Genomic DNA, 24,025 nt, shown 5'->3' on the forward strand with positions numbered 1-24,025 from the left:
CGCACATATGTGCATTTTATCCCTTCTTTAACAATGTACGATTCAATATTTCAGTGAGTTTTTGCTTGGTATGGAGTGGAAAATCGCCTTTCATCATCCAATCATAGTACTGAGGCTCCATTTTTAAAACTTCTGCTACGGAACGTCCTTTGTATTTACCGAAGTTGAAGATTTCCACGCCTTTACCATCCATGATAAAGCGGCGGGCAAAGTCGACGATCATGTCATCTCCCGTAAATTTAAGGATTTCGTCAATTGTGCTACCAAGATTTGGATAACGTTGTACCTGCGCCACCAGGATTTCCAGTGTAGCAGTTGCGTCGGCCTCGGCGCTGTGGGCGTCTGTCAAGTCTTTTTCACAGTAAAACTTGTAAGCTGCACTCAAAGTACGCTGCTCCATGAGGTGAAATACCTTTTGAACATCCACCAGTTTGCGGTTTTTCATGTCCAGCTCAATTCCGGAACGCAGAAATTCCTCCATCAACATGGGAATGTCGAAACGGTTGGAATTGTAACCGGCAAGATCCGTATTGTCCAGAAACTGTTTGATTTCGTTTGCAACGGACTTAAAGGTCGGTGCATCCTTCACCATTTCATCCGTAATGCCATGAACAGCAGTTGTTACCGCTGGAATAGGCATGCCGGGATTGATGAGCTTGCGCTTCACCGTTTTCGTACCATCCGTAAGCATTTTTACAATGGCAATCTCCACAATACGGTCCGTACTTAAATTAACGCCTGTCGTTTCCAGATCAATAAATGCTAAAGGACGTGCTAATGATAACATGAATATTAGAAATTAGGTATTAGAAATTAGTATTTTCAAACGATCTCTTTCGCAAAAGTAAGAATATCCAACCCATCATAATTACCGGAGCTCATTAAAAGAAGGTTGGCGTCTTTATAATCTTGCTTTTGCAGCCACTCCTGCAGTTTGTTTTTGTCGTTGATCACCACCAGGCCCTTCTTATCAAAACCCTTCTCAACCACCGACGGATCAAGCGGTGGCATCCTTTTCAATTCAAGTGCATGGTTGCTGTAGAAGACTACCGCTTCGTCTGCTTTGTCCATCGCGCCTTTGTATTCGCTCATGAATTTTTCATTCAGGCTGCTAAATGTATGCAGTTCAAAAACGGCAATTAGTTTTCTGTTGGGAAACTGTTGCTTTACCGCATCTATCGTTGCTTTTGCTTTTGAAGGAGCATGGGCAAAATCACGGTAAACATTTGTCCCTTCGTTCTTTGCAAGCAATTCCAATCTTTTGGAAGCGCCTGTAAAACTCGCTATTGCATTGAGGAAACTAGCAGTGTCAATACCGGCTTCTTTGCATGCATAGTAAGCTGCATGCATGTTAAGGAGGTTGTGATTTCCGAAGACATTTAAAGTAGCCGTTTGATTATCAATGGTCACTTTTGTTTGTCCGTTCTCGATCGTGTGGGCCGGAATTGCGTAGGCAATTTTGCGAACGGTAGAAGGATGTTCAGCAACCAATTTCTTCAACACTTCATCGGTTTCGTTGTAAATCAGCACGCCTCCCGGTTCAATTTTGTCGATAAATATGTTGAATTGTTCCAAATAAAAATCGAAGGTCGGAAACACATTGATGTGATCCCAGGCAATGCCCGTGATAATGGCCACATGGGGAAATAAAAAGTGAAACTTTGGTCTTTTTTCTATCACACTTGCCGGGTATTCGTCGCCTTCACAAACGATCAACGGGGCATTGGTAATGGCAACAGACTGATCGAAGCCTTCGAGTTTTGCGCCCACCAGGTAATCAAATGCTTTCCCGGAATTTTTTAACACGTGCATGATCATGGAAGTGGTAGTGGTTTTGCCGTGGCTTCCTCCTACAACAATGCGTTTTTTATTCTTGCTTTCTTCGTAAATATATTCTGGAAATGAATGAATACTCAGGTTGAGGGATTTAGCCTTTTGCAACTCAGGATTGTCTTCGCGGGCATGCATTCCCAAAATAACAGCGTCAATGTCAGCTGTGATCTTTTCCGGATACCAGCCATCTTTTTCAGGCAAAATTCCTTCCCTTTGAAGATTGGATTTTGCAGGTTCAAAAATTTCATCATCGCTGCCTGTTACTATATATCCTTTCCTTTTCAGTGCAATGGCCAGCTGATGCATTACACTACCTCCTATTGCTATAAAGTGAACTTTCATATGAATTTGTGAGTTTTGAGTAATGCCTGCCCGACTAAGTCTGCAGGCGGGAGTTTTGAGTGGCTGATTTTAAGTTGAATAGCTCGCTTTTTCGCGTATGCTTACTCATAACTCAAAACTCACAACTCATAACTTGCGCTGCAAATATGCATTAAAAAAAATTCCTTTTTCTCTTGCGTAATTAAATATTATGGCGCATCTTTGCTTATAGTTTAAATAACTCCTAATAGTCCTATAGTACCAACACCAATACCTCTCTCCGTTTTCCTTTGAATTCCCATTTAATTGTTGCATGATGCTACCCTGTAGCACCTTCTTTTTTAACTTTAAATACCAGAAAATGAAAACTACACTATTTATTGTGTTGGCACTTGTTGCTACCTTGGCTTTAACATCATGCGCTTCATCTAGAAGTGGTTGCAAGATGACTGCTGGCATGGTTGGCTACAGATAATCTATTTAACTTTTTAAATAATTGACTTAAGGTTACTTTTGCACATCGCAAGGGTAACCTTTTTAAATTATTTGGACTTATGACATGAGCATGGCCAAAATAAAATGAAAACCAGACAGATGAAATGGAATATTTTGAGTTCTGAGCAACAATTGGACGAAATAAAGAGGAATTCTAACACAAAGCCACAAGTAATTTTCAAACATTCTACCCGCTGCTCCGTAAGCAGCATGGCTAAGAACAGGCTTGATAAAGAACAGGAAAACGAAAAAGCTGATTTCCACTATCTTGATCTTATAGCACACCGCAATATTTCCAATAAAATTGCTGAAGAGTTCAGCATCAGACACGAATCCCCACAGATATTACTGATTAAAAATGGCGAATGCGTTTACGACGAAAGCCACATGGGGATTAATATGGGGGAAATCGAGGAGAAGTTTTAATGACTGAATAACTGATTAACTGAATAACTGAGTGTTACATTCTATCATGCACTATGAATTTGAACATTCAGTTATTCAGTTATTGAGTTACTCAGTTATTCACTGGCTTTCGCTGGCTCGCCCGCAGCTCCGAAGTCAAGCACATCCTGCGTCTCGCCGCAATTCAACATTTTACTTCCGAAGTATGGGTTTTTAATTTCTTCCAGCTGGCTCAACCATGCTGCACCTGCGTTGTTAAACGCCATTGGGCAAAACTGATGATAGATCTTTTGTTTGTCGTAACGAACAGTTCTTACAAGGTCGTACATAGCGTCAGAGATCATCTGGAACTCTTTTCTTTTTGCTTCAATATCTTTTTCTCCTACCAAACCTTTCGCTGAACCACTGATGGTACCAGTATACGATTGTGCGGTTGACTGCAGTGCACCCGTTGAATCTGTCAAGGCTTTCACATTTAAACTATCCGCGTCAACTGCCAACTTTTTCGCTGCGGCATTGGCCTTTGCCGAATCCGTTGCTACCAAAGCATCTTTCAATTCGAAATAATTGCCGAGCAATTTCTCAAAAGACTGGTTAAACTCGTTTGAATTTTTACTGACTACTGGCGCTGGTGCCGCCACTTCCTCTTTTTGCTCTTCTGCTTTCTTGTTGCCGCCGCCACCGCAGGAAATAATGAATGCCGAACCGATTACTGTTGCTATTAACAACTTTTTCATCTTTTTTGTAAGTTTTGAGTTTTAAGTTTTGAGTTTTGAGTGGGAAATCGCCTCTAAAAACCCATTTTCAAATTACCAAATTTTCAAATTTTCAAATTGTTCCACTTTTCAAAGATACCTAAAGGATTTACTCCTCTGAATGAATTATTTTTGCATCCCATTGCCGGGAAAATTTTTTCTTTTGGCAATTTATTAAATACTAATAAAATCAATCGTCTTTTTCACTATTGATAATCAATTAGAAAAAGAATCGTCGCAAAAATTATGTTAATAGGTTTACAGAACGTTACGTTTGAATTTGGTGCAAGAACAATAGTGGAAGATGCTACCTGGCACATTCAGCCGAATGAGCGCATTGGTCTCATTGGCTATAATGGAACGGGAAAATCAACACTGCTAAAAGTGCTGGTGGGTGAATATCTGCCCTCAAAAGGAACTGTGGAAAGAAGCCGCGGCACGACAATAGGTTATCTTCACCAGGATCTTTTAAGCTTTGATACCAATGACAGCATTTTGAGAGTTGCCCTCGGCGCTTTTGAAAGAGTATTGCAACTTGAAAAAGAAATTGAAGAGTTGGGGATCGAACTGGAGAAAACAGGTGACGAAAAAACTTTGCATGAATACACGGACCGTCTACATGAAATGGATACGCTCGACGGTTACAATATTCACCATAAAACGGAAGAAGTTTTGCAGGGTCTTGGCTTTAGTAATGCCGATCTTGAAAGACCTTACAAAGAATACAGCGGTGGTTGGCGTATGCGCGTGCTACTGGCAAAAATGATCCTGCAGCAACCTGATGTATTGCTGCTGGATGAGCCGACGAACCACCTTGACCTTCCTTCTATCGAATGGTTGGAAAAATACCTGACACACTACAAAGGCTCAGTAGTAATTGTGAGTCACGATAAATATTTTCTTAACCGAATGGTGACTAAGATCGTTGAAATATATCAACGTGAAATTCACCAATACACGGGCAACTTCGAGTATTACGAAAAGGAAAAAGAACTGCGTGTAGAAATGCAGCAGCGTGCGTTTGAAAACCAGCAGGATTATATTCGTCAGCAGGAACGCTTTATCGAGCGCTTTAAAGCCAAAGCCAGTAAGGCGGCGCAGGCGCAAAGTGTGCAGAAACGACTTGACAAAATTGATCGTATTGAAGATGTGGAGATTGAAAGACCGAATATCAGGATCAACTTCCAGGTTGATAAAATACCGGGCAGGGTGCTCGCCACGTTGAAACACGTTACCAAAAGATTCGGCGACAATACGATCGTGGAAAATGCATCGGCTGAAATAGATCGCGGAGATAAGATCGCATTGATCGGGGCGAATGGTAAAGGTAAGTCTACCCTGCTGCGCATCATTGCGGGTGTGGAGCAATTCAGCGAAGGTGAAAGAGTTTGGGGCCATAACGTGCAGGAAAGTTTTTATGCCCAGCACCAATTGGAAGATTTGAACCTGAACAACACGATTCTGGATGAAATGAAGGAATGCGGCAGCCAGAAGACTGATGTGGAGTTGCGTACTTTATTGGGTTGTTTCCTGTTTGGCGGTGAAGCGGTTGATAAAAAAATCAAGGTATTAAGCGGAGGAGAAAAAGCAAGGGTTGCACTCGCAAAAACGATCGTAAGCAAGGCCAACTTCCTTATGCTTGATGAGCCTACGAACCACCTTGACATGCACTCTGTTGAGCTTTTGATTGAGGCTTTGAAAAAATACGAGGGCAGTCTTATCCTGGTGAGTCACGACCGTTATTTCGTTCAAAAAACGGCGAACAAAATATGGGAAATTGACAACCATGAGATCAAAGAATTTAAAGGCACTTACGACGAATATGTAGAGTGGAAAGAAAGAATGGCTTTGCAACAAAAAAACGCTGAAAAAGCTGAAAAACCTGCTAAAGCAGAGGTTAAACCAGAACCGGCTCCGGCGCCAAAACCTGTTGCCAGTAACAACAACCAGGGAAACGCCATAAACAAGGAAGCGCAGAAAGAACTGCAAAAGCAACAAAGGCAGTTTCAACAATTGGAAGAAAAAATTAACAAGTTGAAAACACAACAGGCAAAGCTGCAAGAACAACTTGGTAATCCTGAAACATATTCCGATAAAGGAAAATTCACGCAAACTGAAAGCGACTACAAAAAAGTGAGCGACGAAATCGCTCAGCTAAATGCCCAGTACGAAACGATTTTCGAAAAGATCGTGGAGTTGGAAGCGCAGGTGTAATAACTGAATAACTGAATGACTGAATAACTGAGTAATTCGAATGCTCAACGCAGAACGCTTAACGCAGCGTTTTTGGGTTGAGCATTCTGCATTAACCGTTAAACCATTCAGTTATTCAGTTACTCAGTTATTCAGTTATTCTTTATTCCCTTTTCTTCCTTAGATTCGTGTCACAACAGCATGTATGGTCAGAGGAAGAATCATTTCCACAACCGTTATTCTATTATTTACTTACTTCTCACTGTCAGCGCAATCCGTACCGGCAACGAGGCCGAAGATTGGATTGGTACTCAGTGGTGGCGGAGCTAAAGGGCTTGCACACATCGGCATTTTAAAAGCATTGGATTCTGCCGGACTTCACATCGATTATATTACCGGAACAAGTATGGGCAGCATTATCGGCGCCATGTATGCGTCGGGATACAGTGCGGATTCTATTTTACAGATAGCACACGGCATTGATTGGGATATGTTGCTTTCCAACCAGTCGCAAATGCGCAGCTACACGATGGAAGAAAAAGACGAGTACGGACGGTACACGATCGAGTTGCCGTTTGTAAGTGGCCGCTTTAAATTTTCCTCCGGCTTGCTGGAGGGTGAAGAACTGTGGCTAAAGTTTTCTGAGCTTTTCTTCCACGTTTACAAGATCACCAATTTTGACAGTCTTCCTATTCCATTCAAATGTATTGCGACAGATCTTTCAAACGGAAAGGCAGTTGTAATTGATTCGGGAAACATTGTAACGGCGCTTCGTGCCAGCATGGCTATTCCCAGTGTGTTTACCGCTGTTGACTACCAGGGAAAAAAATTGGTGGATGGCGGCCTGATCAGGAATTTTCCTGCAAGCGATGTAAAAAAAATGGGTGCGGATATTATTGTTGGAAGTGATGTAGCTCAAGGATTAAAGTCTCCCGACAAACTCAACTCTCCTATTGAGGTTCTCTTACAAATTGCTTTTTTTAAAGAAGCAGAATTAAGACCGAGCGAAGACAGTCTTTGCCAGGTGTATATAAAACATGATATCGAGAAATTTACTTCTGCAAGCTTTTCCAGTAGCTCTATTATTATCGACTCTGGCATTAACATGGGCAGACGATATTATCCTTATTTCAAAAAGATCGCCGATTCACTGAATGCGTTGTATGGCGAACAGGCGTATGTAAGGCCGGTTATCAAAAGAGACTCATCTATCATCATCGATTCTATGCAGATAAGCGGATTGCGTTTTACCGACGAAAGCTTTCTGAAAAACATGATGCGCCTGGACCTGCATGAAGCTTACACGGAAAAGGACATTTCGAAAAGAATACGCATGGCGTTTGGCACACGTTACTACAACAAGATAACTTATCAACTGATGCCGCTGGATTCGGGGCATTGTAAAATAATATTGAACATAGCTGAGAACCCACAGAGCTTTGCGAAATTCAGTTTAAACTACAACCGCACCACAGGCGTGAGTGCGGTGGCAAATCTTACGACAAGGGACTGGCTGTTCAAAAAAACAAGAGACATTGTTACGGCCAATCTTGGTGATAACATAAAAGTTCGTGCGGAACATATGCAGCTTTTCGGCAAAAAAGGTAGCTGGAAAGTGCTGCTGCTTGATGGCAGCTACGAGAACCAGGAACTCACTATATACGACAATTTCAGAGCGGCGGGTCTTTACCAGCAGCGTTACTCGCATTTGGGTGCCAAAATGCAAACCTCGCGTAAACGCAGCCTTACTTTTGGCGTAGGTGCCGCCTACGAATGGATACATTACCACCCGAAAATACCGGTAACCGAATCATTAACGGGCAATGACAACCAATGGAACGTAATGGCATTTTTTAAATTCAACACGCTTGATAAGCCAACGCTTCCTTTGAAAGGTATCCGAACAGAATTGTCGATGAACTATGTTTTTAAGCAGTCTCCCAACGCATTTTTATTGGCAGAGGACAGTGTAAAAATTCCACTCGAAGACGTACTCAATTTCAGCAATCATGTCGGCCTGCACTTTTTCCTGGAAGGTTATAAAACTGTTCGCGGAAGAAATACTTTTTCCACTCTATTGCAAGCAGGCGCTTTGTTTAACAACAACCAGATATTGTTTAATGACTTTTTTATAGGAGGTATAAATAGTGTTATTCATAACCAGGTTCTTTTTGCAGGCCTGCCCGAGGCTTCCATTATAACACCGTCTTATCTTACGTATCAATGGGGCTGGCGCAGATCGTGGTTTCCGAGCATTTACTCAATAGCCCGCGCCAATATTGGGTGGTACGACTTTCTTAAACAAGACAATACATTTCAAAACCCAAAATGGCTCACTGGCTATAGCGCAACATTCGGCTACACTTCGCCATTAGGGCCGATTGAATTTAGTGTAATGTACAGTGATCAATCGAAGAAAGTGTCAACGTATGTCAATGTCGGATTTGCGTTTTAGAGAGAGCAGAACGCAGATCTTCATGATTGTCATGATTTGATATGATTAAATACAAAAAGGCTCCGATAAAGCAAGTTTATCGGAGCCTTTTGATTTATTCGATTTGTGAGGGCGAATGCAATTCGCCCCACCATTTTCCATTTTCAATTTTCAACTTTCAATTCTTACAAATTGTCTTCTGACTCTTCCACATGTTGTGCTTTCAGGAAGTCTGTTACGAGATAGCTGATGAGTTTTCCAACTGTGTCGTCCCTTCTGCCATCGCTTAATTGTGCGGCGCCTTCGCAAATGTGCAGATAAGCGACATTCGCTTCGGAGGCGATCATGTTGATGTAATGGCGTGCATGGATCGGCGACATACCGCAAGGCGAAGTTGCACTGCTCAATACATTTTCAATGGCATCCAGATCGAGCTCTATGCCACATGCAGTGTCGTTGGTAAAATCTATTCCATCTGCAATTGCTTCAATGAAGTTTCTTTTACCGTGCAGGAAAATATCCTCGTAGGTAATACAATCGAAGAAAGGATTATTTACGATATCCATCCATACGTTCTGTGGTAAATAATTTTCATGAATGCCGAGCATAAAATATTTCTGCAGGTAACCATCCTCTTCTGCATAACGGAAACCGTTGCCACTGTGGCGACCTTCAGCGGGGCGATAATCACTATGAGCATCCAGGTTGATCGCATTGATCTGTGCCAACTGAATCACACCGGCTTTGTGCAGGCCTTTTGCAGCGCCCTTAATTAAAGGATAAGCATTGTTGTGGCCACCGCCAATTATGATTGGGATTTTTTTATAAGAAGTGATTGTTTTAATCAGATTTTCAACTTCATCATCGATCGCATTTACAGCATGGCGATACGCTTCAATTTTTTCTTCTGCATTGGTAGCATTGCCTTCAATCACTTCCGACAGTGGAGAAAAATCAAAATGGCCCAATACTACGATATCATTCGCCTGTAAAAAATCATTGCTTTGTACATTGAGAAAGCTTTGGATGAAGGGCTGCCAGGCCGTGTCAGCGCCACCTTTTCCATGGTTGGCTCTTACACCAATATCTTCTGAAATGCCTACTACAACAAAACGTGCAGGAGATGATTCCAGGTCTGCAACACTTTTTACAACAGCAACTTCTTCTCCTATTTTGGTCTCAAATTTTCGAATGTGTGTAAACGAAAGAATGTCCTTTTTACTATATATTTTAAGATGCTGCATAAAAATAGTTTATCTACTAAAGCTATCGTTTTGTTTCAAATAATCTTGTTTCTTTTTGAAATAAATTTTAAGACCCGGCTTCACCACTAAGAGACTAAGGACACAAAGCCACACAAAGGAGTCTCCGAATATCGAGAAGCCTTAGTGAAACTTGTGTCCTTAGTGTCTTAGTGGTGAATCAAGATGACGAACCTCATACAATCTCACCATTAATCATGACTTTATCAATAAGATTGCTGCCAAACGCATATGGCAAATAAGCTAAAGAAGATATCGGTTTTGTAAAAATCAAATTGGCTTTTTTCCCCTTCGTAATGCTGCCCACCTCCTCTTGAAGTTCCATTGCATAAGCGCCGTTTAAAGTTGCAGCGTTGATGGCTTCTTCCGGCAGCATTTTCATTTGAATACAGCTAAGTGAAACAACAAAGTTCATGTTTCCGCTGGGTGAAGAACCGGGATTAAAATCGGAAGCCAAGGCCACTGCGCAATTAGCATTGATCAATTGCCGCGCAGGCTGCATAGGCATGCGCAGAAAAAATGCAGCTGTCGGCAAAAGTGTACCAATCACTGAAGAAGCACCGATCGCAGCAATGTCTTTCTCTGCCATCGTTTCCAAATGATCCATGGAAACCGCACCGAGTTCAATGCCTTTTTCAATGCCGCCGATGCTATTTAACTGGTTAACGTGCAACTTCGGTTTTAAACCGTACTGCATTCCAGCCTTGCAAATCGTTTCCATTTCTTCGGGAGAAAAGAAACCTGTTTCGCAGAAGACATCAATGTAATCCGCTAATTTTTCTTTAGCGATTCCCGGCAACATTTCGTTTATGATAGAATCAATATAGCCCTGGTGATTTTCCTTGTATTGAACAGGATAAGTATGTGCACCGAGGAACGTTGCTTTGATAGCAAGATTTGACTTCTCTTTCAGTTTTTTTATGACGCGCAACATTTTCAACTCTGCATCAACAGACAATCCGTAGCCGCTTTTAATTTCAATTGCGCCTGTACCAAGTTTGCTTAATTCTTCTAATCGCCTCCATGCCTGGTTAAAAAGCTCATCTTCTGATGTGTTACTAAGTTTGCTTGCTGAGTTTAAAATGCCGCCGCCTTTTGCGGCGATCTCCGCGTAGCTTAACCCATTTATTTTGTCAACAAATTCTGTTTCGCGGCTACCGGCAAAAACGATATGAGTGTGACTATCGCACCAGGCTGGCAAAACAAATGCGCCGTTGGCGTCGATGGTGTTCGCGCCGTTTGTTTTAAGATCACTCATTTTACCATAATCGGCAATAATGCCATCTTCAATGATGAGGTAGGCGTTTTCGATTATTGGCAGTTCGCTCAGGGACTTTCCTCGCAATAGCACATTCTTTTCCCGTACCCCTAACAGCTGGGCAATATTCTTTATGATCGTTGTCGACATTCGATAATTTGATTTTTACAGATTACCACTAAGGCGCACACAGTTTCACTAAGAGAACCCTTAGTGCGGCTTAGTGTCCTTAGTGCCTTAGTGGTTAATATTTTACTCTACGCACTTCTCTTTCCTTCTTGTATCAATAATGTATTGAATTTTCCACTTACCATCCAGCCTTACTAACTGAAATGAATTTACCCCACAATGACTGAATTTATCTCCCAAAAAAAATTGATACGGAGTCCATACAGATGCGAGATCAGCGTCTATTTTGATCGTTTCAAATTGTATTCTTTCATCAAACACTAAAGGATGCGGCTTTGCCACGAAGTCGATGAATTTGCTCATTTCTTCTGTCCGTACCACTACTTTTTGCTCCTTGTTTGTCACTATGGTTTGCAAGACTGCATTCGGAGAAATGCTACCTATCAACAAGGCCGTATCAGAAGTTTTCATGCCTTTAAAAAAATTGTTGATCGTTTCTTTAATGGCAGATTCTTCTGATTGTGCGTGGAGCAGGGAACACAAGTATAACAACGCAATGGTGAAGATGTATTTCATGATAATAATTGAATAGTTGAATAACCGAATAATTGAATCGTAAATTAGTTAAAAGGAATTCTTAATTCCTAATTCTTAATTCCTAATTCTTAATTCCTAATTCTTAATTCCTAATTCTTAATTCCTAATTCTTAATTCCTAAATAAATGCGGCATCTTTTGGGTGTAACAGGAGACGCCTTTTCAGGCGTCTCTACGGGGTGCAACATTTATTTCAATCTCTCCGAAATGTCTAATCCAAATTGTCGCGACGTATCTTTTGCAATATCATAACCGGCATCTGCGTGACGGATAACGCCCATTCCCGGATCGTTTCTCAATACACGGGCCAAACGCGCCGCAGCATCATCTGAACCATCGGCAACGATAACCATTCCCGCATGAATGCTGTAACCCATACCTACGCCGCCACCGTGGTGAAGACTTACCCAGCTTGCACCGCCAGCAGTATTTATTAACGCGTTCAACAACGGCCAATCTGCCACGGCGTCACTGCCGTCAAGCATCGCTTCTGTTTCGCGATTAGGGCTTGCTACAGAACCTGTATCGAGATGGTCGCGGCCAATTACAATCGGCGCTTTTACTTTGCCGGATTTTACTAATTCATTAAATGCAAGACCTGCTTTTTCACGCTCACCCTGGCCCAACCAGCAGATCCGCGCAGGTAAACCCTGGAATGCAATTTTTTCTTTGGCCAGTTTCAGCCAGCGTTGCAAACTTTTATTTTCGGGGAACATGTTTGCAATCAATTCATCAGTGACTGCTATATCAGCAGGATCGCCGCTTAGCGCCGCCCAGCGGAACGGACCTTTACCTTCGCAGAACAATGGTCGTATGTATGCAGGAACAAATCCCGGAAACTCGAATGCATTTTTCAAACCTCTCTCCTGCGCACGTGCGCGAATGTTGTTGCCATAGTCAAAGGTAATGGCATCCATTTTCTGCAATTCAATCATTAGTTCAACGTGCAGTTTCATGCTGTCGTAGCTTAGATCAATATATTGCTGAGGATTTTCTTTACGTAAAACATTCGCCTGCTCATTCGTTAAAGTATGAGGAATATAACCGATCAAAGGATCATGTGCAGAAGTCTGGTCAGTCAATGTATCAGGAACAATTTTTCTCTCTACCAATCGCTGAAGCAAATGAACAGCATTGCACAATACTCCAATGCTAAGCACTTCTTTATTGGCCTTCGCTTCCAGCGCACGATCGATTGCCTCGTCAATATCAGTGATTTTGATGTCGAGGTATTTTGTTTCGAGCCTTTTATCAATGCGCCATTCTTCTACTTCCGCAATCAGTGCCACACCTTCATTCATGGTAATCGCTAAAGGTTGAGCGCCCCCCATTCCACCTAGTCCGGCAGTTACGTTCAAAGTACCTCTCAGTGTGCCGCCAAAATGTTTGTCGGCAGCTGCGGCATATGTTTCATAAGTTCCTTGCACAATTCCTTGTGAGCCAATGTAGATCCAGCTTCCGGCGGTCATTTGCCCGTACATCATCAATCCTTTTTTCTCCAGTTCATCAAAGTGCTCCCATGTAGCCCATTTAGGCACAAGCTGTGAGTTGGAAATCAGCACACGAGGCGCATCTTTGTGTGTACGCAAAATGCCGACAGGTTTACCGCTTTGTATCAGCAAGGTTTCATCTTCATTCAAATCTTTCAATGCTTTGATGATCAGATCAAGGCTTTCAAAATTTCTCGCAGCTTTACCACGTCCGCCATATACAATCAAATCATCCGGACGCTCAGCCACATCGGGATTTAAGTTGTTTAACAACATACGCAATGCGGCTTCCTGTACCCATCCTTTACATTGCAATGCAGACCCCGTAGGTGTCTTATATTTCTCAACGTCGTAACGTTTGTAAGTAGTTGTGCTCATGTTTATTTAGTTGAAAATTGAAAGTTGAAAATTGAAAATTGTTAGCTACTGAGATGTACGGTGTACGGAGTTCGATGTACGAATTTCATTACGGTGTTATCCTCTAAAGAATGTCGTACATCGTACTTCGCACACATTTGCCTTACACTAGAAATTAAAGTTTTCAAATCCTTTGGCCAACTCCACTCCTTTCGTCTTTGCAAAATCATTTACATTTTGCACAAAAGAATAGTTGTGAATAATATTTCGGATGGCGTTAATGTCGTTGGCAAAAATCCTGTCTTCTTCGGCAAAGCCAGCAAACTTGCGAACGTATTCGTGTGCGAATTCAAGCAATTCGCTGCTTCGCAACGGTCTTCTAAATTCGATCGCCTGGCAGGCACTCATTAACTCGATCGCTAAAATCCATTCGAGATTATCTATTACCTGGTTCAATTTTCGTCCACTTATGCTTCCCATACTCACATGATCTTCCTGCCCCAATGAAGTTGGAATACTGTCGGCACTTGCAGGGAAACATAGTGTTTTGTTTTCTGTAACCAAAGCTGCTGTTGTGTATTGCGGAATCATGAATCCGCTGTTGAGGCCAACATCTTTCATCAGCAACATCGGCAATCCCCATTTTCCTTCCAGCAAAAGATAGCAACGACGATCAGAAATGTTACCCACTTCAGCCGCTGCGAAGCAAGCATAGTCAAGCGGAAGCGCCATTGGTTGTCCGTGGAAATTTCCTCCGCTGATCGTATCGTCTGCCGAGAAAATAATTGGGTTATCTGTTACAGAGTTCAATTCAATTTCAGTCAACTCGCTTAAATGCAACCATGCATTGCGGCTGGCACCATGCACTTGCGGCATGCAACGGAGACTGTACGGGTCCTGCACTCTTCCACAATCCATATGGCTTTGCATAATATCTGAATGCTGTAGCAGCAATCTCAATCTTTGAGCCACTAATAAATTTCCCGCATAGGGACGCAGTTGATGTAACCTTTCATCGAATGGCGCCTTTGTACCCGTCAATGCTTCAAGGCTCATCGCACCAATGATATCTGCTGCTTCCAAACAATTGTACATCCGTTCAACTGCTTTTACTGCGAATGCTAAAATGAACTGCGTTCCGTTGATAAGTGCCAACCCTTCTTTAGGACCAAGCTGTATTGAATGCAAGTTATTTTGTTGCAACACGCCGGACGTATTCTGGCGTTTGCCTTTATAAAACACCTCTCCCAATCCTATCAGTGGCAAAAACAAATGACTCAATGGTGCCAGATCACCACTTGCGCCAACACTTCCTTTCTCCGGTACAACAGGTATAACATCATTATCAATATGCCAGATAATTCTTTCCAGAGTAACTAATTGCACGCCTGAAAAGCCTTGCGCCAATGCATGCACTTTGGTAATGAGCATCAATTTTGCAATTTCCTCAGGTATCGCATTACCAACACCCACACTGTGGCTTTGCAAAATTTTGTGTTGCAACAATCGTGTATCTTCCGGAGAAACGGGTTTGTTTGCAAGGATGCCAAAACCAGTATTAACGCCATACACCGTTCTGTTATCATCTACTATTTGCTGTACATCCTGCTGGCTTTTCCTGATTTTTTCCAACGCTGCATTACCCAGCACACCTTTCGTTTTCCCAGATGCAATCTGCAATGCAATACTTGCTGTTAAGCGATCTACTCCGTATTGAAATGTCATATGAGTTTTGAGTTGTGAGTTTTGAGTTATATGTCGAATGCCTCAAACAAAGCATTTTCAACTTTCAATTTTCCCCGCCTGAATGACGTAGTCGGGCAGGAATTTTCAATTTGCCTTCGATTCTATTAAAAAGGCTTGCAGTCTGTAGTCCTCGCTCAACTCCTGCCACTGCCTGTAAAACTTTCTTACTGTCTTTGTTTTCGTTGATTAGTTCCTCCATGGAATCCTGTAGCGCCTGCCAGATGGGCTTTACCTGTTGTAGTAATTGATTTCCCTTGCTTGTAAAAGTTAACACTTTTTTGCGGCCGTCATCTTTGGCTGTGCTAATCTTTATTAGGCCTTTCGATTGCAAATTCGTAACCAATTGACTAACGGCAGAATGTGAAATATTCAGCTCGTCAGAAATGTCTTTGATAGATACCGCTTGCTTCTCCGACAAAATATAAAACACAGGAAACCATGAAGCATCGAACTTAATCTTGTGATGTTTGTAAACACTATTAACATCTGCAAGAAAGCTCTCACTCAGTCGGCGCAAGCGACTGCCAAAAACCAAAAACCCAAGAGATTCGTAAAAATTCATAAATTATATAAGTACTTATACAAATATAGACGACTTTGCATTTCATGCAAAATTATTTCACGCGGTAGGGTTTCACGCAAAGGCGCTAAGGAGCAAAGGAGCATAAGGTGTAGCACAGCGAACGCAACGGAGCGGCGAATCGTTTATTGACGATCTGCCATTTTTCTGAACTACCCCTCAAACGCGTCTTGATATTCGCCAGAGGTTTTAAATTTCGGGGAGTCTTTGCGTCGCTTTCTCGCCGCGTTCGCTGCGTGAAATAGAATTGCGAAATTGTAGAAAAACATTTTCCTTTGCGCCTTTGCGTGAAATCCTCTGCGTCGTTGCTCCGTTGCGTTCGCCGCGTGAAATAGATAGCTTCTCTTTGCGTGAACTACATTTTTTTATTAAGTTAGGCTTCTAATTATCCCATATGCGTCGAATACTTCGGATTACACTTCTTGTCGCCCTGGCGATTGCACTTACTTTTGTCTTTAGGTTTTGCTGGCGTTCTTTTCCAATCATCAGTGGTTATGGTGCAAAAAATATTTGTTCCAATGTCTTCATTGCCGGGAGGTCACCGGTGGATGTGATAAAAAATGAACTGGAAGGTTTTCCGCTATCGCTTGGAACCTACAAAGTAAATCTGCAGGATTCCACTGTAACAGGCACCGTATTTGGCTTTGCAAAAAGAGTAGCAATTTACCGCTCAGGAATGGGAGCCACATTATTGAATGGTATCAGCAAAGAAGATTTTTTTAAAGAAGCAAGGAAAACAGTTGCCCCTCCTCCCGTTTCAGATTCACTTGCATGGCCATATGGCACCAAAATAAAAGACAGTGTAGTTGCTGGCGTAGATAAAAAAATGATCGATGTCGCTTTGGATTCTGCCTTTTCCGAACCGGGAGAAAAAAAGAACCGCCGGACCAGGGCAGTTCTGATTGTTTACAATGGACAAATTATAGCAGAAAGATATGCTGATGGCTTTAATGCCAGTTCCAAACTCATCGGTTGGTCGATGACGAAAAGCGTCACCAATGCTTTGCTTGGCATTTTGGTGAAAGATGGTAAACTCGAGGTTGACGCACCCGCGCCAATTGCAGAGTGGAAGAATGATGATCGCAAAAACATTACGCTAAAAAATCTAATGCAAATGTCGAGCGGATTGAAGTGGGAAGAAAACTATACCAAGTCATGCGACGCCACCAACATGTTGTACAAAGAAAAAGACATGGGAGGCTTTGCATTGCTTGCACCGAAGGAAAAAAAACCCAACTCTTTTTTCTACTACTCAAGCGGCACCACCAATATTTTATCGCACATCGTTCGTGAAAATGTTCCCGCCAGCGAGTACCACGATTTTCCTTACAAGAGATTGTTTTACAAAATAGGCATGAACAGTGCAATTGTTGAACCAGATGCAGGTGGCACTTTTGTTGGCTCTTCCTATTCATTTGCAACTGCAAGAGATTGGGCAAAGTTTGGCTTGTTGTATTTGAATGATGGTGTTTGGAACGGTGAACGCATTTTGCCGGAAGGCTGGGTAAAATACAGCACCACACCTGCCACCACTCACCCGATGGGTATGTATGGCGCCCAATGGTGGCTGAATGCAGGAGCGCCCGGCAATCCTGCAAAAAGAGAATATCCCAACGTGCCTGCTGATTGCTATTGGGCCGACGGCTACGAAGGTCAATACATTTGGGTGATCCCTTCCAAAAAACTAGTAATTGTAAGACTTGCTCTAGAGCATGGCAACAAATTGAATGCAGATAAATTTCTCCATGATGTAGTAACCGCCGTTCCTTAATTTGAAAATTTGAAGATTTGAAAATTTGAAAATGAGCTGTGCAGCACGATGATTTTTTTTGGTCGATTACTTTAATTGTCAAATTGACAAATTTACTAACAGTCGCTATGTTGGTTAAATTGAAGCAGATCAACACACAAAGAATTTTCAAATTTTCAAATCTTCAAATTTTCAAATTACCGTATTTTTGTGCATGCTCAAATCTTTTAGTGTATCACCTAAGGCTTCCCGAATCGCTATCTCCGCATTTTTCTTTGTATCGGGTTTTAGTTTTGCAAGCTGGGCATCACGCATTCCTACATTAACGCAGAGGCTACATTTGAACGAGGCCCAACTTGGCAGCATATTATTTGCCATGCCGCTTGGTTTAATGCTTACACTTCCGGTAACGGGCTTTTTATTGACCAAATTCAGCAGCAGGAATATAATGGCGGCAGGTGCCGTTATTTTCACACTTGCTTTAACAGCCATTGGGTTTGCTCAAACACCCTGGCAATTAGCCGTTATCCTTTTTTGTTTCGGTTCATCACGCAACTTCATGCACATTGCCATGAACGCACAATCTGTGCAGGTTCAACATTTGTATAATAAATCGATCATTGCATCTTTTCACGGGATCTGGAGCCTGGCAGGATTTGCAGGTGCTGCAACAGGTGCATTCATGTTGTATTTCAATATTTCACCCGGCATTCATTTTACCATTGCAGCGGCGCTTTTGCTGATTGTAATTAGTGTTGCTTCGCGTTACAGCTTGCCTGACGCAGAAACATCAAAAGAAAAACGTCCCGCTTTTATTTTACCCGATAAATCCCTTGTAAAGCTTGGCCTTATAGGCTTTTGCAGTCTCGCTTGCGAGGGAACAATGATTGACTGGACAGGTATTTATTTTAAAGAAGCAGTTGCAGCCCCGGCAAAATTGATAACGATTGGTTACATCGCATACATGTGCGCCATGACGATCGGAAGGTTTGTTGGTGACAAGCTTATCAATATATTGAGCGTAAAAAATGTTTTGCAAATCAGCGGCGCTTTGATCATGTGCGGCTTGTTGCTTTCTGCAGGTTTTCCATATATTATACCTTCTACTATAGGCTGTATCCTTACCGGCTTTGGCGTATCGTGCATTATGCCAATGATCTTCGCACTTACTGGGAAAAACACCACGATGAGCCCCGGTACAGCTATCGCTGCAGTTTCTACTGTAAGTTATCTGGGCTTTTTAATGGGACCACCGTTGATCGGTTATATTGCCCATGCGGCGGGCATTCGCTGGTCGTTCGCTACGTTTGGAATGCTCGGTCTTTTGGTGCTTATCCTTACTACAAAACTCAAAATACAATAAGGCGGGAATGGTGAATCGTGAAACGTGAATGGGTTTCCAAAGGATCTAGGGCCATTGCCATTTTGAAAGTTCAAATATGTGCTGTGAGCCTTATTCACGATTGACGATTGACCATTCACTATTATTTGAGAATGTAATTCTGTTTTCGTATTTTCATATAGACCAAAATACCTGTGTATGAAAACATTATCCGAAACCTGGTTCGCTGAGGGCTATATAGATTTTGAGCTCAAAAAATATACACTTCTGGCCTACTTACAGGAGGTGAGTAAATATTTTGCTGAAAACAAACTTTACCCGCAATTAGGCGATCTCGTTTTCCACTACAATAATATCGTTGCGTTCAGAGAAAATAAAAAATACCTGCAGGAACATTTTCCTAAAACACTTACGGGCATTCAAATGGAGAAACTTCAATTGTTGTACAAACAAATGATTGAAGATGATGAACTGATGCAAGAGCTCGAGAGCATCATCAATTATTCTGCAGGCAAAATGAAGAATACGATCACAAACGGCACGGAGATCTATGAATTTGTGGAAACGAAACTGAATATATTTCCCATCGGCCTTGTACCACTCGAACACAATGAAGGATATTTTTTCCTGAATGAGGGCAAATACAATATTACCCGGGCTTACCAGTACCACTTAAGTTTTTTTGAAAAACACGATGAAAAGTATCGCACCATTGTAACAGAATATGTTGATTGCTGGGAAAGGAATCTGGTAAACACTTACGAAAACATCAAAGCAGAACTCATCAGGAAAAATAAGGCACTGCCCAATCCTGCAGTATATACCATAGAAACAGAGCTTTCTTATCCGCTGGAGGAAACGTTGTTGCCGATTGCGAAGAGGAGTTTGGTGAGGTTGATTAGTAAAGCAGCGTGAGGGGCGAATTAATAATTAATAATTAACAATTAATAGGTGTTGCGGCATAACTAGAAAGCAACTTTTTTCATGTTCAATAAAAAGCAAGGCGGCATTCATTACTGAGTGCCGCCTTATTAATTATTAATTATTAATTACTTCTTCGGTCTCCCTCCTCCCATAAACTTCGTTGAATAATAGCCTTCGCCCAAATCACTGATGACTACTCCTGCATTTACGGATGCGTGAACGAATTTGTTGTTGGTGAGATAAACGCCGACATGCGAAACGCCGCGGCCACGTATATTGAAGAAAACGAGGTCACCTTCTTTCAGTTCACTTTTTGAAACCTTCTGGCAGTTTTGATACTGATCCCTTGAAGTGCGGGGAACAGTGATAGCGAAAACATTTGACATCAATGTGCTGGAGAACCCAGAGCAATCAATGCCTTTTCTATCGTTGCCGCCGTATTTGTAAGGCGTGCCATACCAATCTTCGATAAAGTCAAACATTTTAGCCTGGTTGCCGATATATTCAACTGGAATATCAAGCATGATCGCATACTTGAACAACACCTGGTCCACTTTCTCAATATTTACGGAACCCAGATTGCTTAATGCAAGACCATCAGTGGAATATTTAGCGGAATTGTCAGCTTTTACACTGCCTGTTTTCGTATTTGAACCAGGCACCACACTTATAGAGTTGATGAACTCAGGAGATGATGAGTTATTGCCGGTAGTCGTTTTACCGGTTGCCGTAGCATGCTTCGATGTGCTACAGGAAACAATTCCAAAAGATGCAATAATGATTACAAACCAATTCTTCAATGGATATATTTTAAAAATATTCAATAGGTTAGTCTGGGCAAAAATAAGGGTAAAAGCTGTAAAAACCGCCGTTTCAGGCCATTTTAGGCTTATCTATAAAGGTTTTAGCATTAATTCGACAATTTACTCAAACCTGAAAACCCTGAAAGAATGCGGCTTTACAGCGATTGTAAAAACATTGCTTCCATTGTTTTTCGGCAAGAACCAAAATGTTTGAGGCTTGCGTTCCGTGCCACTTATCGTTTCATTACTGACGATGTCTGTAAGTTTTTTGAACGGCGCTGCCGTTACAATATTGATGCTTGTTGTTGTTGGCAAAAATGATTCCACAATGCAAGTGTTGTTATCATACAAAAACAAACTGATGTTCCCAGCCCCTTCTATCGATACTTTCAACTGACTGCCCAAAGCCTTTCTGATCACGTTCAACGCTTCTGCAGGCAGGTTGTATAAGTCTGCAAAATTATCCGGAATGGTAAGGATATACAGTTTACCCTTTGAGTAATCAGCTTCGTGCAATAAGGGCCAGCCATTGGGGCCGTTCACAGCAGAAACCATTTCCCATGAGTCATTGGTGAGGTAAGTGATCTGCGGAATGATGATCGGTTTGTCGATGTGCATTAACGGCGAACGCGCAACAGTAAAATCCTGCACTAATGCCTTTCTGTCGCTGCAGTAAATTTCGGCAATGTCTTCAATGCCCTTACCCTGCAGGGCTTTCAGTAATCCAGATGTGATGATAACGGACTTACCTTCTGTCAATTGCTTTTTTATTTTACTTACAATCGCCGCATCAAACTTTGCTTCTTCGGTTAACAAGATAACGCTGTCCTTCGCAGGAAACTCGGGCGACATATCCATCGGCAAACCTATCATGCCCAAATAATTTTGCAGAAAATCTTCACCTGTTGAATGATAAGGACGATAACTTTTTATACCAACAGGATTACCCAGCTTTCCTAAAAACTGATCAACTTTTTCAAATGTATAGCCTGCTGCTCTCGCAAGTGTTGTCGGCTTTTCAACCGCACCGCCATTGTGATTAACGGGCTTCATCATTTCATCATAGTCAAAACTTGTTTGTTGCCCCTGCCATGGCGCACGAAATTTTATGTCAAGCGGCATGATGATCTGCCTGAAATCAAACAATGTTTCTTCGGGAGCTTTTGCAAAAAGTGTGAGCCAGAGTTGCTCTGCATAGCGATCGTAAGTTCCCATCAAACCCGGATCTACCCATCCACCACCGTTTCTGCCCGGTGCAATGTTGTCGTAATAACGGATGATGCTGTAGCCAAGATAGGGTTGCAAGTGTTGTGCAGTTAATGTGGCATCACGTGTTTCCGTGCCTGTGTAAATACCATCAAATATGGAAGGTTGTTTTTCCAAATTAAAACCAAGCCCCTGAAAGTGCTCATACCAGTTAGGATATTTGATGATCACTTTTACTTTTGGATTCACCGCTTTGGCAGGACCAACAACGAGACTTTTCGCGGCTTCTGCCATCAGATCAAGGCGGTATTGCGTCCAGCTTTTCGTGCCTTTCTCTTTGATGGCGCCATCATCTTTGCAATTGGTAAAAAAGAAATCATCGAGAATAAAAGTGTCGAAGTTTTTTGCGGTGTATTCCGCGATCTCTTTTACTTTCTTACGGTCGTTGGGGTCGCTGTAGCAAAAAGTTTGAAAGCGGTTGGGTTCACTGATGGTGTAGGTTATACCACCTGCTATTTCAACACCGCGATCTTTAAAAAACTGCTTTGCAATATCGAGTGTTTTCTGATCGACGATCAACAGGTCGCGATGTGTTTCGAGATAGATCTTATCAACTTTCATTTGTCGCGTAATCTCGTTCCACAAGGGTTTGAGATAGTTTGTAGTGTCCTGCATTTTTTGCACTTCATATGCTCTGCAATAAATGGAGACTTTGAAATTTTTGTATTGTTGGGCAAAACACAAACGGGACATGCTTCCGAAAATGAGAAGCAACAGAATTACTTTCAGCTTTGGCATAGCAACTGTTTAAATAGTGTGAGAATGGGTGTTGGCTAAATATAATAAACAATCGCTGAAAGTATTGTGCAACAAGCAATGCAACTTTGAGGGAGCACACAGATGACGCTGATTGGACTGATTTGCACGTTTTTTTATTGGCACACGGATGACACGGATTAGACGGATTTACACGGATTTTTTCTCTGTTTATTTGACAGCGCCGCAAAATCGACTTTTCAAAGAAATCTACCCTGCATTTTTCTAAAAAACACAGCTGCAAAAACAACCAATGATCAATCCAAAAAATCCGTGTAAATCCGTCTAATCCGTGTCATCCCCGTCCGACCGGTCATCCGGGCGGATGTGTGCCATCTTCCTAATTCTTAATTCCCACATCTCCATCCTCATCTAAATCCTGGTGAAAGATCTTTTCCAGCAACTCAAACAACTCCGGATGTTTTTCTTTAAACAAATGTGGTTGCTGGAAGAAATATTCGGAAGCAACGGCGAAAAATTCCGCTTTATTAGTGGCGCCGTAAATGTTTATGTCGGAGCGATTGTTTTTCATCTTGCCTATTTCCTGCGACATAAATTTTAACCATGGAATAGAGTATTGTTTAGTGAGTAAAATCTCGGGGATGCCGTCTACCGCGCCATCTTCCTTGTCGAGTAAATGGACAAATTCATGAATGCCGGTATTCTCTTTGTCCCTTTCTCTTCTGAAACCTTCTCGCAGTGAGGGAAGGGAAAACACAACCACTTGTTGCATAGCGCCATCGCCTACCATTCCAAGGGTGCGCAAATCACCATTTTCCGTAGAAAAATTTTCGTTGTTGAATGAACCGGGGTATAACAATACATCTTTCACTGTATGGTATTTCCATTCATCAAAACCAAAAATCGGAATAACCGCACTGGCAGCAACAAGCATTTTATCCAGTTCTGTAATTTCGGTGTTTACGCCATGTATGCGCACATAAGAAAGGAAGTCTTTTACTTTATCAACAAACCTCGCCTGGTCTTCTGCTGACAAATTCCTATAAAATGCCACATGCTTTTCCATCATGTCATCATAATTATCGGGCAGTGCGACAGGTTTGCGTTTCTTTTCCCGCAAAAGATAAATAACAAGTAGTAAAACAAAGACGATGATGTAGATGGCCTGCATTGGTTCCATGAAGACAATTTGAAAATTTGAAAATGTGCTTATTTGAAAATGGATGTCCTAAATGCGAACATACATTTCTTTTTTTAACACGATCGATTTAGGAGAATTTTGGCTTAGTCGTTATGCAAGATTTTATTTTACCACTAAGATTCTGTGTTAACCACCAAGTCTAAGTTTGATTAAGTTTTTATAATTTTG

At 41.9% G+C, this 24,025-nt stretch carries 18 protein-coding genes; 6 read left to right on the forward strand and 12 right to left on the reverse strand.

Annotation, left to right across the window (positions count from 1 at the left end):
• Positions 1 to 16 precede the first annotated feature (16 nt).
• Positions 17 to 787, reverse strand: coding sequence for a 3'-5' exonuclease (locus KTO63_RS03165; protein ID WP_217789667.1), 771 nt, complete (start codon positions 785 to 787; stop codon positions 17 to 19).
• Positions 788 to 822: 35 nt separating this feature from the next.
• Complete coding sequence (locus KTO63_RS03170; RefSeq protein ID WP_217789668.1) at positions 823 to 2,175, reverse strand: UDP-N-acetylmuramate--L-alanine ligase; 1,353 nt, start codon at positions 2,173 to 2,175, stop codon at positions 823 to 825.
• Between the two features lie 573 nt (positions 2,176 to 2,748).
• Here KTO63_RS03170 and ytxJ point away from each other — a divergent pair.
• Positions 2,749 to 3,075, forward strand: a complete 327-nt coding sequence (gene ytxJ / locus KTO63_RS03175) for a bacillithiol system redox-active protein YtxJ (RefSeq protein WP_217789669.1) — start codon at positions 2,749 to 2,751, stop codon at positions 3,073 to 3,075.
• Positions 3,076 to 3,170: 95 nt separating this feature from the next.
• On the opposite strand, the gene KTO63_RS03180 is transcribed toward ytxJ, so the two are convergent.
• Positions 3,171 to 3,791, reverse strand: coding sequence for a DUF3347 domain-containing protein (locus KTO63_RS03180; protein WP_217789670.1), 621 nt, complete (start codon positions 3,789 to 3,791; stop codon positions 3,171 to 3,173).
• 264 nt (positions 3,792 to 4,055) lie between these two features.
• Between KTO63_RS03180 and KTO63_RS03185 the strand changes: the two genes are divergently transcribed.
• Together KTO63_RS03185 and KTO63_RS03190 are read left to right on the forward strand one after the other, a co-directional pair.
• On the forward strand, positions 4,056 to 6,023 hold the full coding sequence (locus KTO63_RS03185; RefSeq protein WP_217789671.1) for an ABC-F family ATP-binding cassette domain-containing protein: 1,968 nt from the start codon (positions 4,056 to 4,058) through the stop codon (positions 6,021 to 6,023).
• Positions 6,024 to 6,207: 184 nt separating this feature from the next.
• Positions 6,208 to 8,457: a patatin-like phospholipase family protein gene (locus KTO63_RS03190; RefSeq protein ID WP_217789672.1), complete on the forward strand. Its 2,250-nt coding sequence runs from the start codon at positions 6,208 to 6,210 to the stop codon at positions 8,455 to 8,457.
• Positions 8,458 to 8,621: 164 nt separating this feature from the next.
• On the opposite strand, the gene KTO63_RS03195 is transcribed toward KTO63_RS03190, so the two are convergent.
• The 6 genes from KTO63_RS03195 to KTO63_RS03220 form a co-directional block, all read right to left on the reverse strand.
• The gene (locus KTO63_RS03195; RefSeq protein WP_217789673.1) at positions 8,622 to 9,680 is read right to left on the reverse strand and encodes a formimidoylglutamase; all 1,059 of its coding nucleotides are present in this window, start codon (positions 9,678 to 9,680) and stop codon (positions 8,622 to 8,624) included.
• A 193-nt stretch (positions 9,681 to 9,873) separates the two neighbouring features.
• The gene (gene hutI, locus KTO63_RS03200; RefSeq protein WP_217789674.1) at positions 9,874 to 11,106 is read right to left on the reverse strand and encodes an imidazolonepropionase; all 1,233 of its coding nucleotides are present in this window, start codon (positions 11,104 to 11,106) and stop codon (positions 9,874 to 9,876) included.
• A gap of 102 nt (positions 11,107 to 11,208) precedes the next feature.
• Complete coding sequence (locus KTO63_RS03205; protein ID WP_217789675.1) at positions 11,209 to 11,661, reverse strand: nuclear transport factor 2 family protein; 453 nt, start codon at positions 11,659 to 11,661, stop codon at positions 11,209 to 11,211.
• Positions 11,662 to 11,869: 208 nt separating this feature from the next.
• Positions 11,870 to 13,549 (reverse strand): urocanate hydratase, encoded by a 1,680-nt coding sequence (gene hutU / locus KTO63_RS03210; protein WP_217789676.1) that lies wholly within the window; start codon positions 13,547 to 13,549, stop codon positions 11,870 to 11,872.
• Between the two features lie 147 nt (positions 13,550 to 13,696).
• Positions 13,697 to 15,253 carry a histidine ammonia-lyase gene (gene hutH / locus KTO63_RS03215; RefSeq protein ID WP_217789677.1) on the reverse strand — a complete coding sequence of 519 codons (1,557 nt, stop codon included), beginning with the start codon at positions 15,251 to 15,253 and terminating at the stop codon, positions 13,697 to 13,699.
• 64 nt (positions 15,254 to 15,317) lie between these two features.
• On the reverse strand, positions 15,318 to 15,836 hold the full coding sequence (locus KTO63_RS03220; RefSeq protein ID WP_217789678.1) for a MarR family winged helix-turn-helix transcriptional regulator: 519 nt from the start codon (positions 15,834 to 15,836) through the stop codon (positions 15,318 to 15,320).
• A gap of 412 nt (positions 15,837 to 16,248) precedes the next feature.
• Between KTO63_RS03220 and KTO63_RS03225 the strand changes: the two genes are divergently transcribed.
• The 3 genes from KTO63_RS03225 (at position 16,249) to KTO63_RS03235 (ending at position 19,861) form a co-directional block, all read left to right on the forward strand.
• On the forward strand, positions 16,249 to 17,625 hold the full coding sequence (locus KTO63_RS03225) for a serine hydrolase domain-containing protein (RefSeq protein WP_217789679.1): 1,377 nt from the start codon (positions 16,249 to 16,251) through the stop codon (positions 17,623 to 17,625).
• Positions 17,626 to 17,818: 193 nt separating this feature from the next.
• Positions 17,819 to 18,967: an MFS transporter gene (locus KTO63_RS03230; RefSeq protein WP_217789680.1), complete on the forward strand. Its 1,149-nt coding sequence runs from the start codon at positions 17,819 to 17,821 to the stop codon at positions 18,965 to 18,967.
• A gap of 177 nt (positions 18,968 to 19,144) precedes the next feature.
• Positions 19,145 to 19,861, forward strand: a complete 717-nt coding sequence (locus tag KTO63_RS03235; RefSeq protein ID WP_217789681.1) for a hypothetical protein — start codon at positions 19,145 to 19,147, stop codon at positions 19,859 to 19,861.
• 134 nt (positions 19,862 to 19,995) lie between these two features.
• Here the strand turns inward: KTO63_RS03235 and KTO63_RS03240 are convergent, their stop codons facing one another.
• From KTO63_RS03240 to KTO63_RS03250, 3 genes are all read right to left on the reverse strand, one after another.
• Positions 19,996 to 20,670, reverse strand: a complete 675-nt coding sequence (locus tag KTO63_RS03240; protein WP_217789682.1) for a C40 family peptidase — start codon at positions 20,668 to 20,670, stop codon at positions 19,996 to 19,998.
• Between the two features lie 123 nt (positions 20,671 to 20,793).
• Positions 20,794 to 22,677, reverse strand: a complete 1,884-nt coding sequence (locus tag KTO63_RS03245; protein WP_217789683.1) for a hypothetical protein — start codon at positions 22,675 to 22,677, stop codon at positions 20,794 to 20,796.
• A 358-nt stretch (positions 22,678 to 23,035) separates the two neighbouring features.
• Positions 23,036 to 23,836 carry a M90 family metallopeptidase gene (locus KTO63_RS03250; protein WP_232373004.1) on the reverse strand — a complete coding sequence of 267 codons (801 nt, stop codon included), beginning with the start codon at positions 23,834 to 23,836 and terminating at the stop codon, positions 23,036 to 23,038.
• Between the last annotated feature and the right edge of the window lie 189 nt (positions 23,837 to 24,025).

Origin of the sequence: Pinibacter aurantiacus (assembly GCF_019130065.1) — a bacterium.
Lineage (GTDB): Bacteria > Bacteroidota > Bacteroidia > Chitinophagales > Chitinophagaceae > Pinibacter > Pinibacter aurantiacus.

Bases quoted from the DNA above. Each gene is read 5' to 3' on its own strand.
- KTO63_RS03165 (WP_217789667.1), bottom strand. From the start codon at position 787: ATGTTATCATTAGCACGTCCTTTAGCATTTATTGATCTGGAAACGACA.
- KTO63_RS03170 (WP_217789668.1), bottom strand. From the start codon at position 2,175: ATGAAAGTTCACTTTATAGCAATAGGAGGTAGTGTAATGCATCAGCTG.
- ytxJ (WP_217789669.1), top strand. From the start codon at position 2,749: ATGAAATGGAATATTTTGAGTTCTGAGCAACAATTGGACGAAATAAAG.
- KTO63_RS03180 (WP_217789670.1), bottom strand. From the start codon at position 3,791: ATGAAAAAGTTGTTAATAGCAACAGTAATCGGTTCGGCATTCATTATT.
- KTO63_RS03185 (WP_217789671.1), top strand. From the start codon at position 4,056: ATGTTAATAGGTTTACAGAACGTTACGTTTGAATTTGGTGCAAGAACA.
- KTO63_RS03190 (WP_217789672.1), top strand. From the start codon at position 6,208: ATGGTCAGAGGAAGAATCATTTCCACAACCGTTATTCTATTATTTACT.
- KTO63_RS03195 (WP_217789673.1), bottom strand. From the start codon at position 9,680: ATGCAGCATCTTAAAATATATAGTAAAAAGGACATTCTTTCGTTTACA.
- hutI (WP_217789674.1), bottom strand. From the start codon at position 11,106: ATGTCGACAACGATCATAAAGAATATTGCCCAGCTGTTAGGGGTACGG.
- KTO63_RS03205 (WP_217789675.1), bottom strand. From the start codon at position 11,661: ATGAAATACATCTTCACCATTGCGTTGTTATACTTGTGTTCCCTGCTC.
- hutU (WP_217789676.1), bottom strand. From the start codon at position 13,549: ATGAGCACAACTACTTACAAACGTTACGACGTTGAGAAATATAAGACA.
- hutH (WP_217789677.1), bottom strand. From the start codon at position 15,253: ATGACATTTCAATACGGAGTAGATCGCTTAACAGCAAGTATTGCATTG.
- KTO63_RS03220 (WP_217789678.1), bottom strand. From the start codon at position 15,836: ATGAATTTTTACGAATCTCTTGGGTTTTTGGTTTTTGGCAGTCGCTTG.
- KTO63_RS03225 (WP_217789679.1), top strand. From the start codon at position 16,249: ATGCGTCGAATACTTCGGATTACACTTCTTGTCGCCCTGGCGATTGCA.
- KTO63_RS03230 (WP_217789680.1), top strand. From the start codon at position 17,819: ATGCTCAAATCTTTTAGTGTATCACCTAAGGCTTCCCGAATCGCTATC.
- KTO63_RS03235 (WP_217789681.1), top strand. From the start codon at position 19,145: ATGAAAACATTATCCGAAACCTGGTTCGCTGAGGGCTATATAGATTTT.
- KTO63_RS03245 (WP_217789683.1), bottom strand. From the start codon at position 22,677: ATGCCAAAGCTGAAAGTAATTCTGTTGCTTCTCATTTTCGGAAGCATG.
- KTO63_RS03250 (WP_232373004.1), bottom strand. From the start codon at position 23,836: ATGGAACCAATGCAGGCCATCTACATCATCGTCTTTGTTTTACTACTT.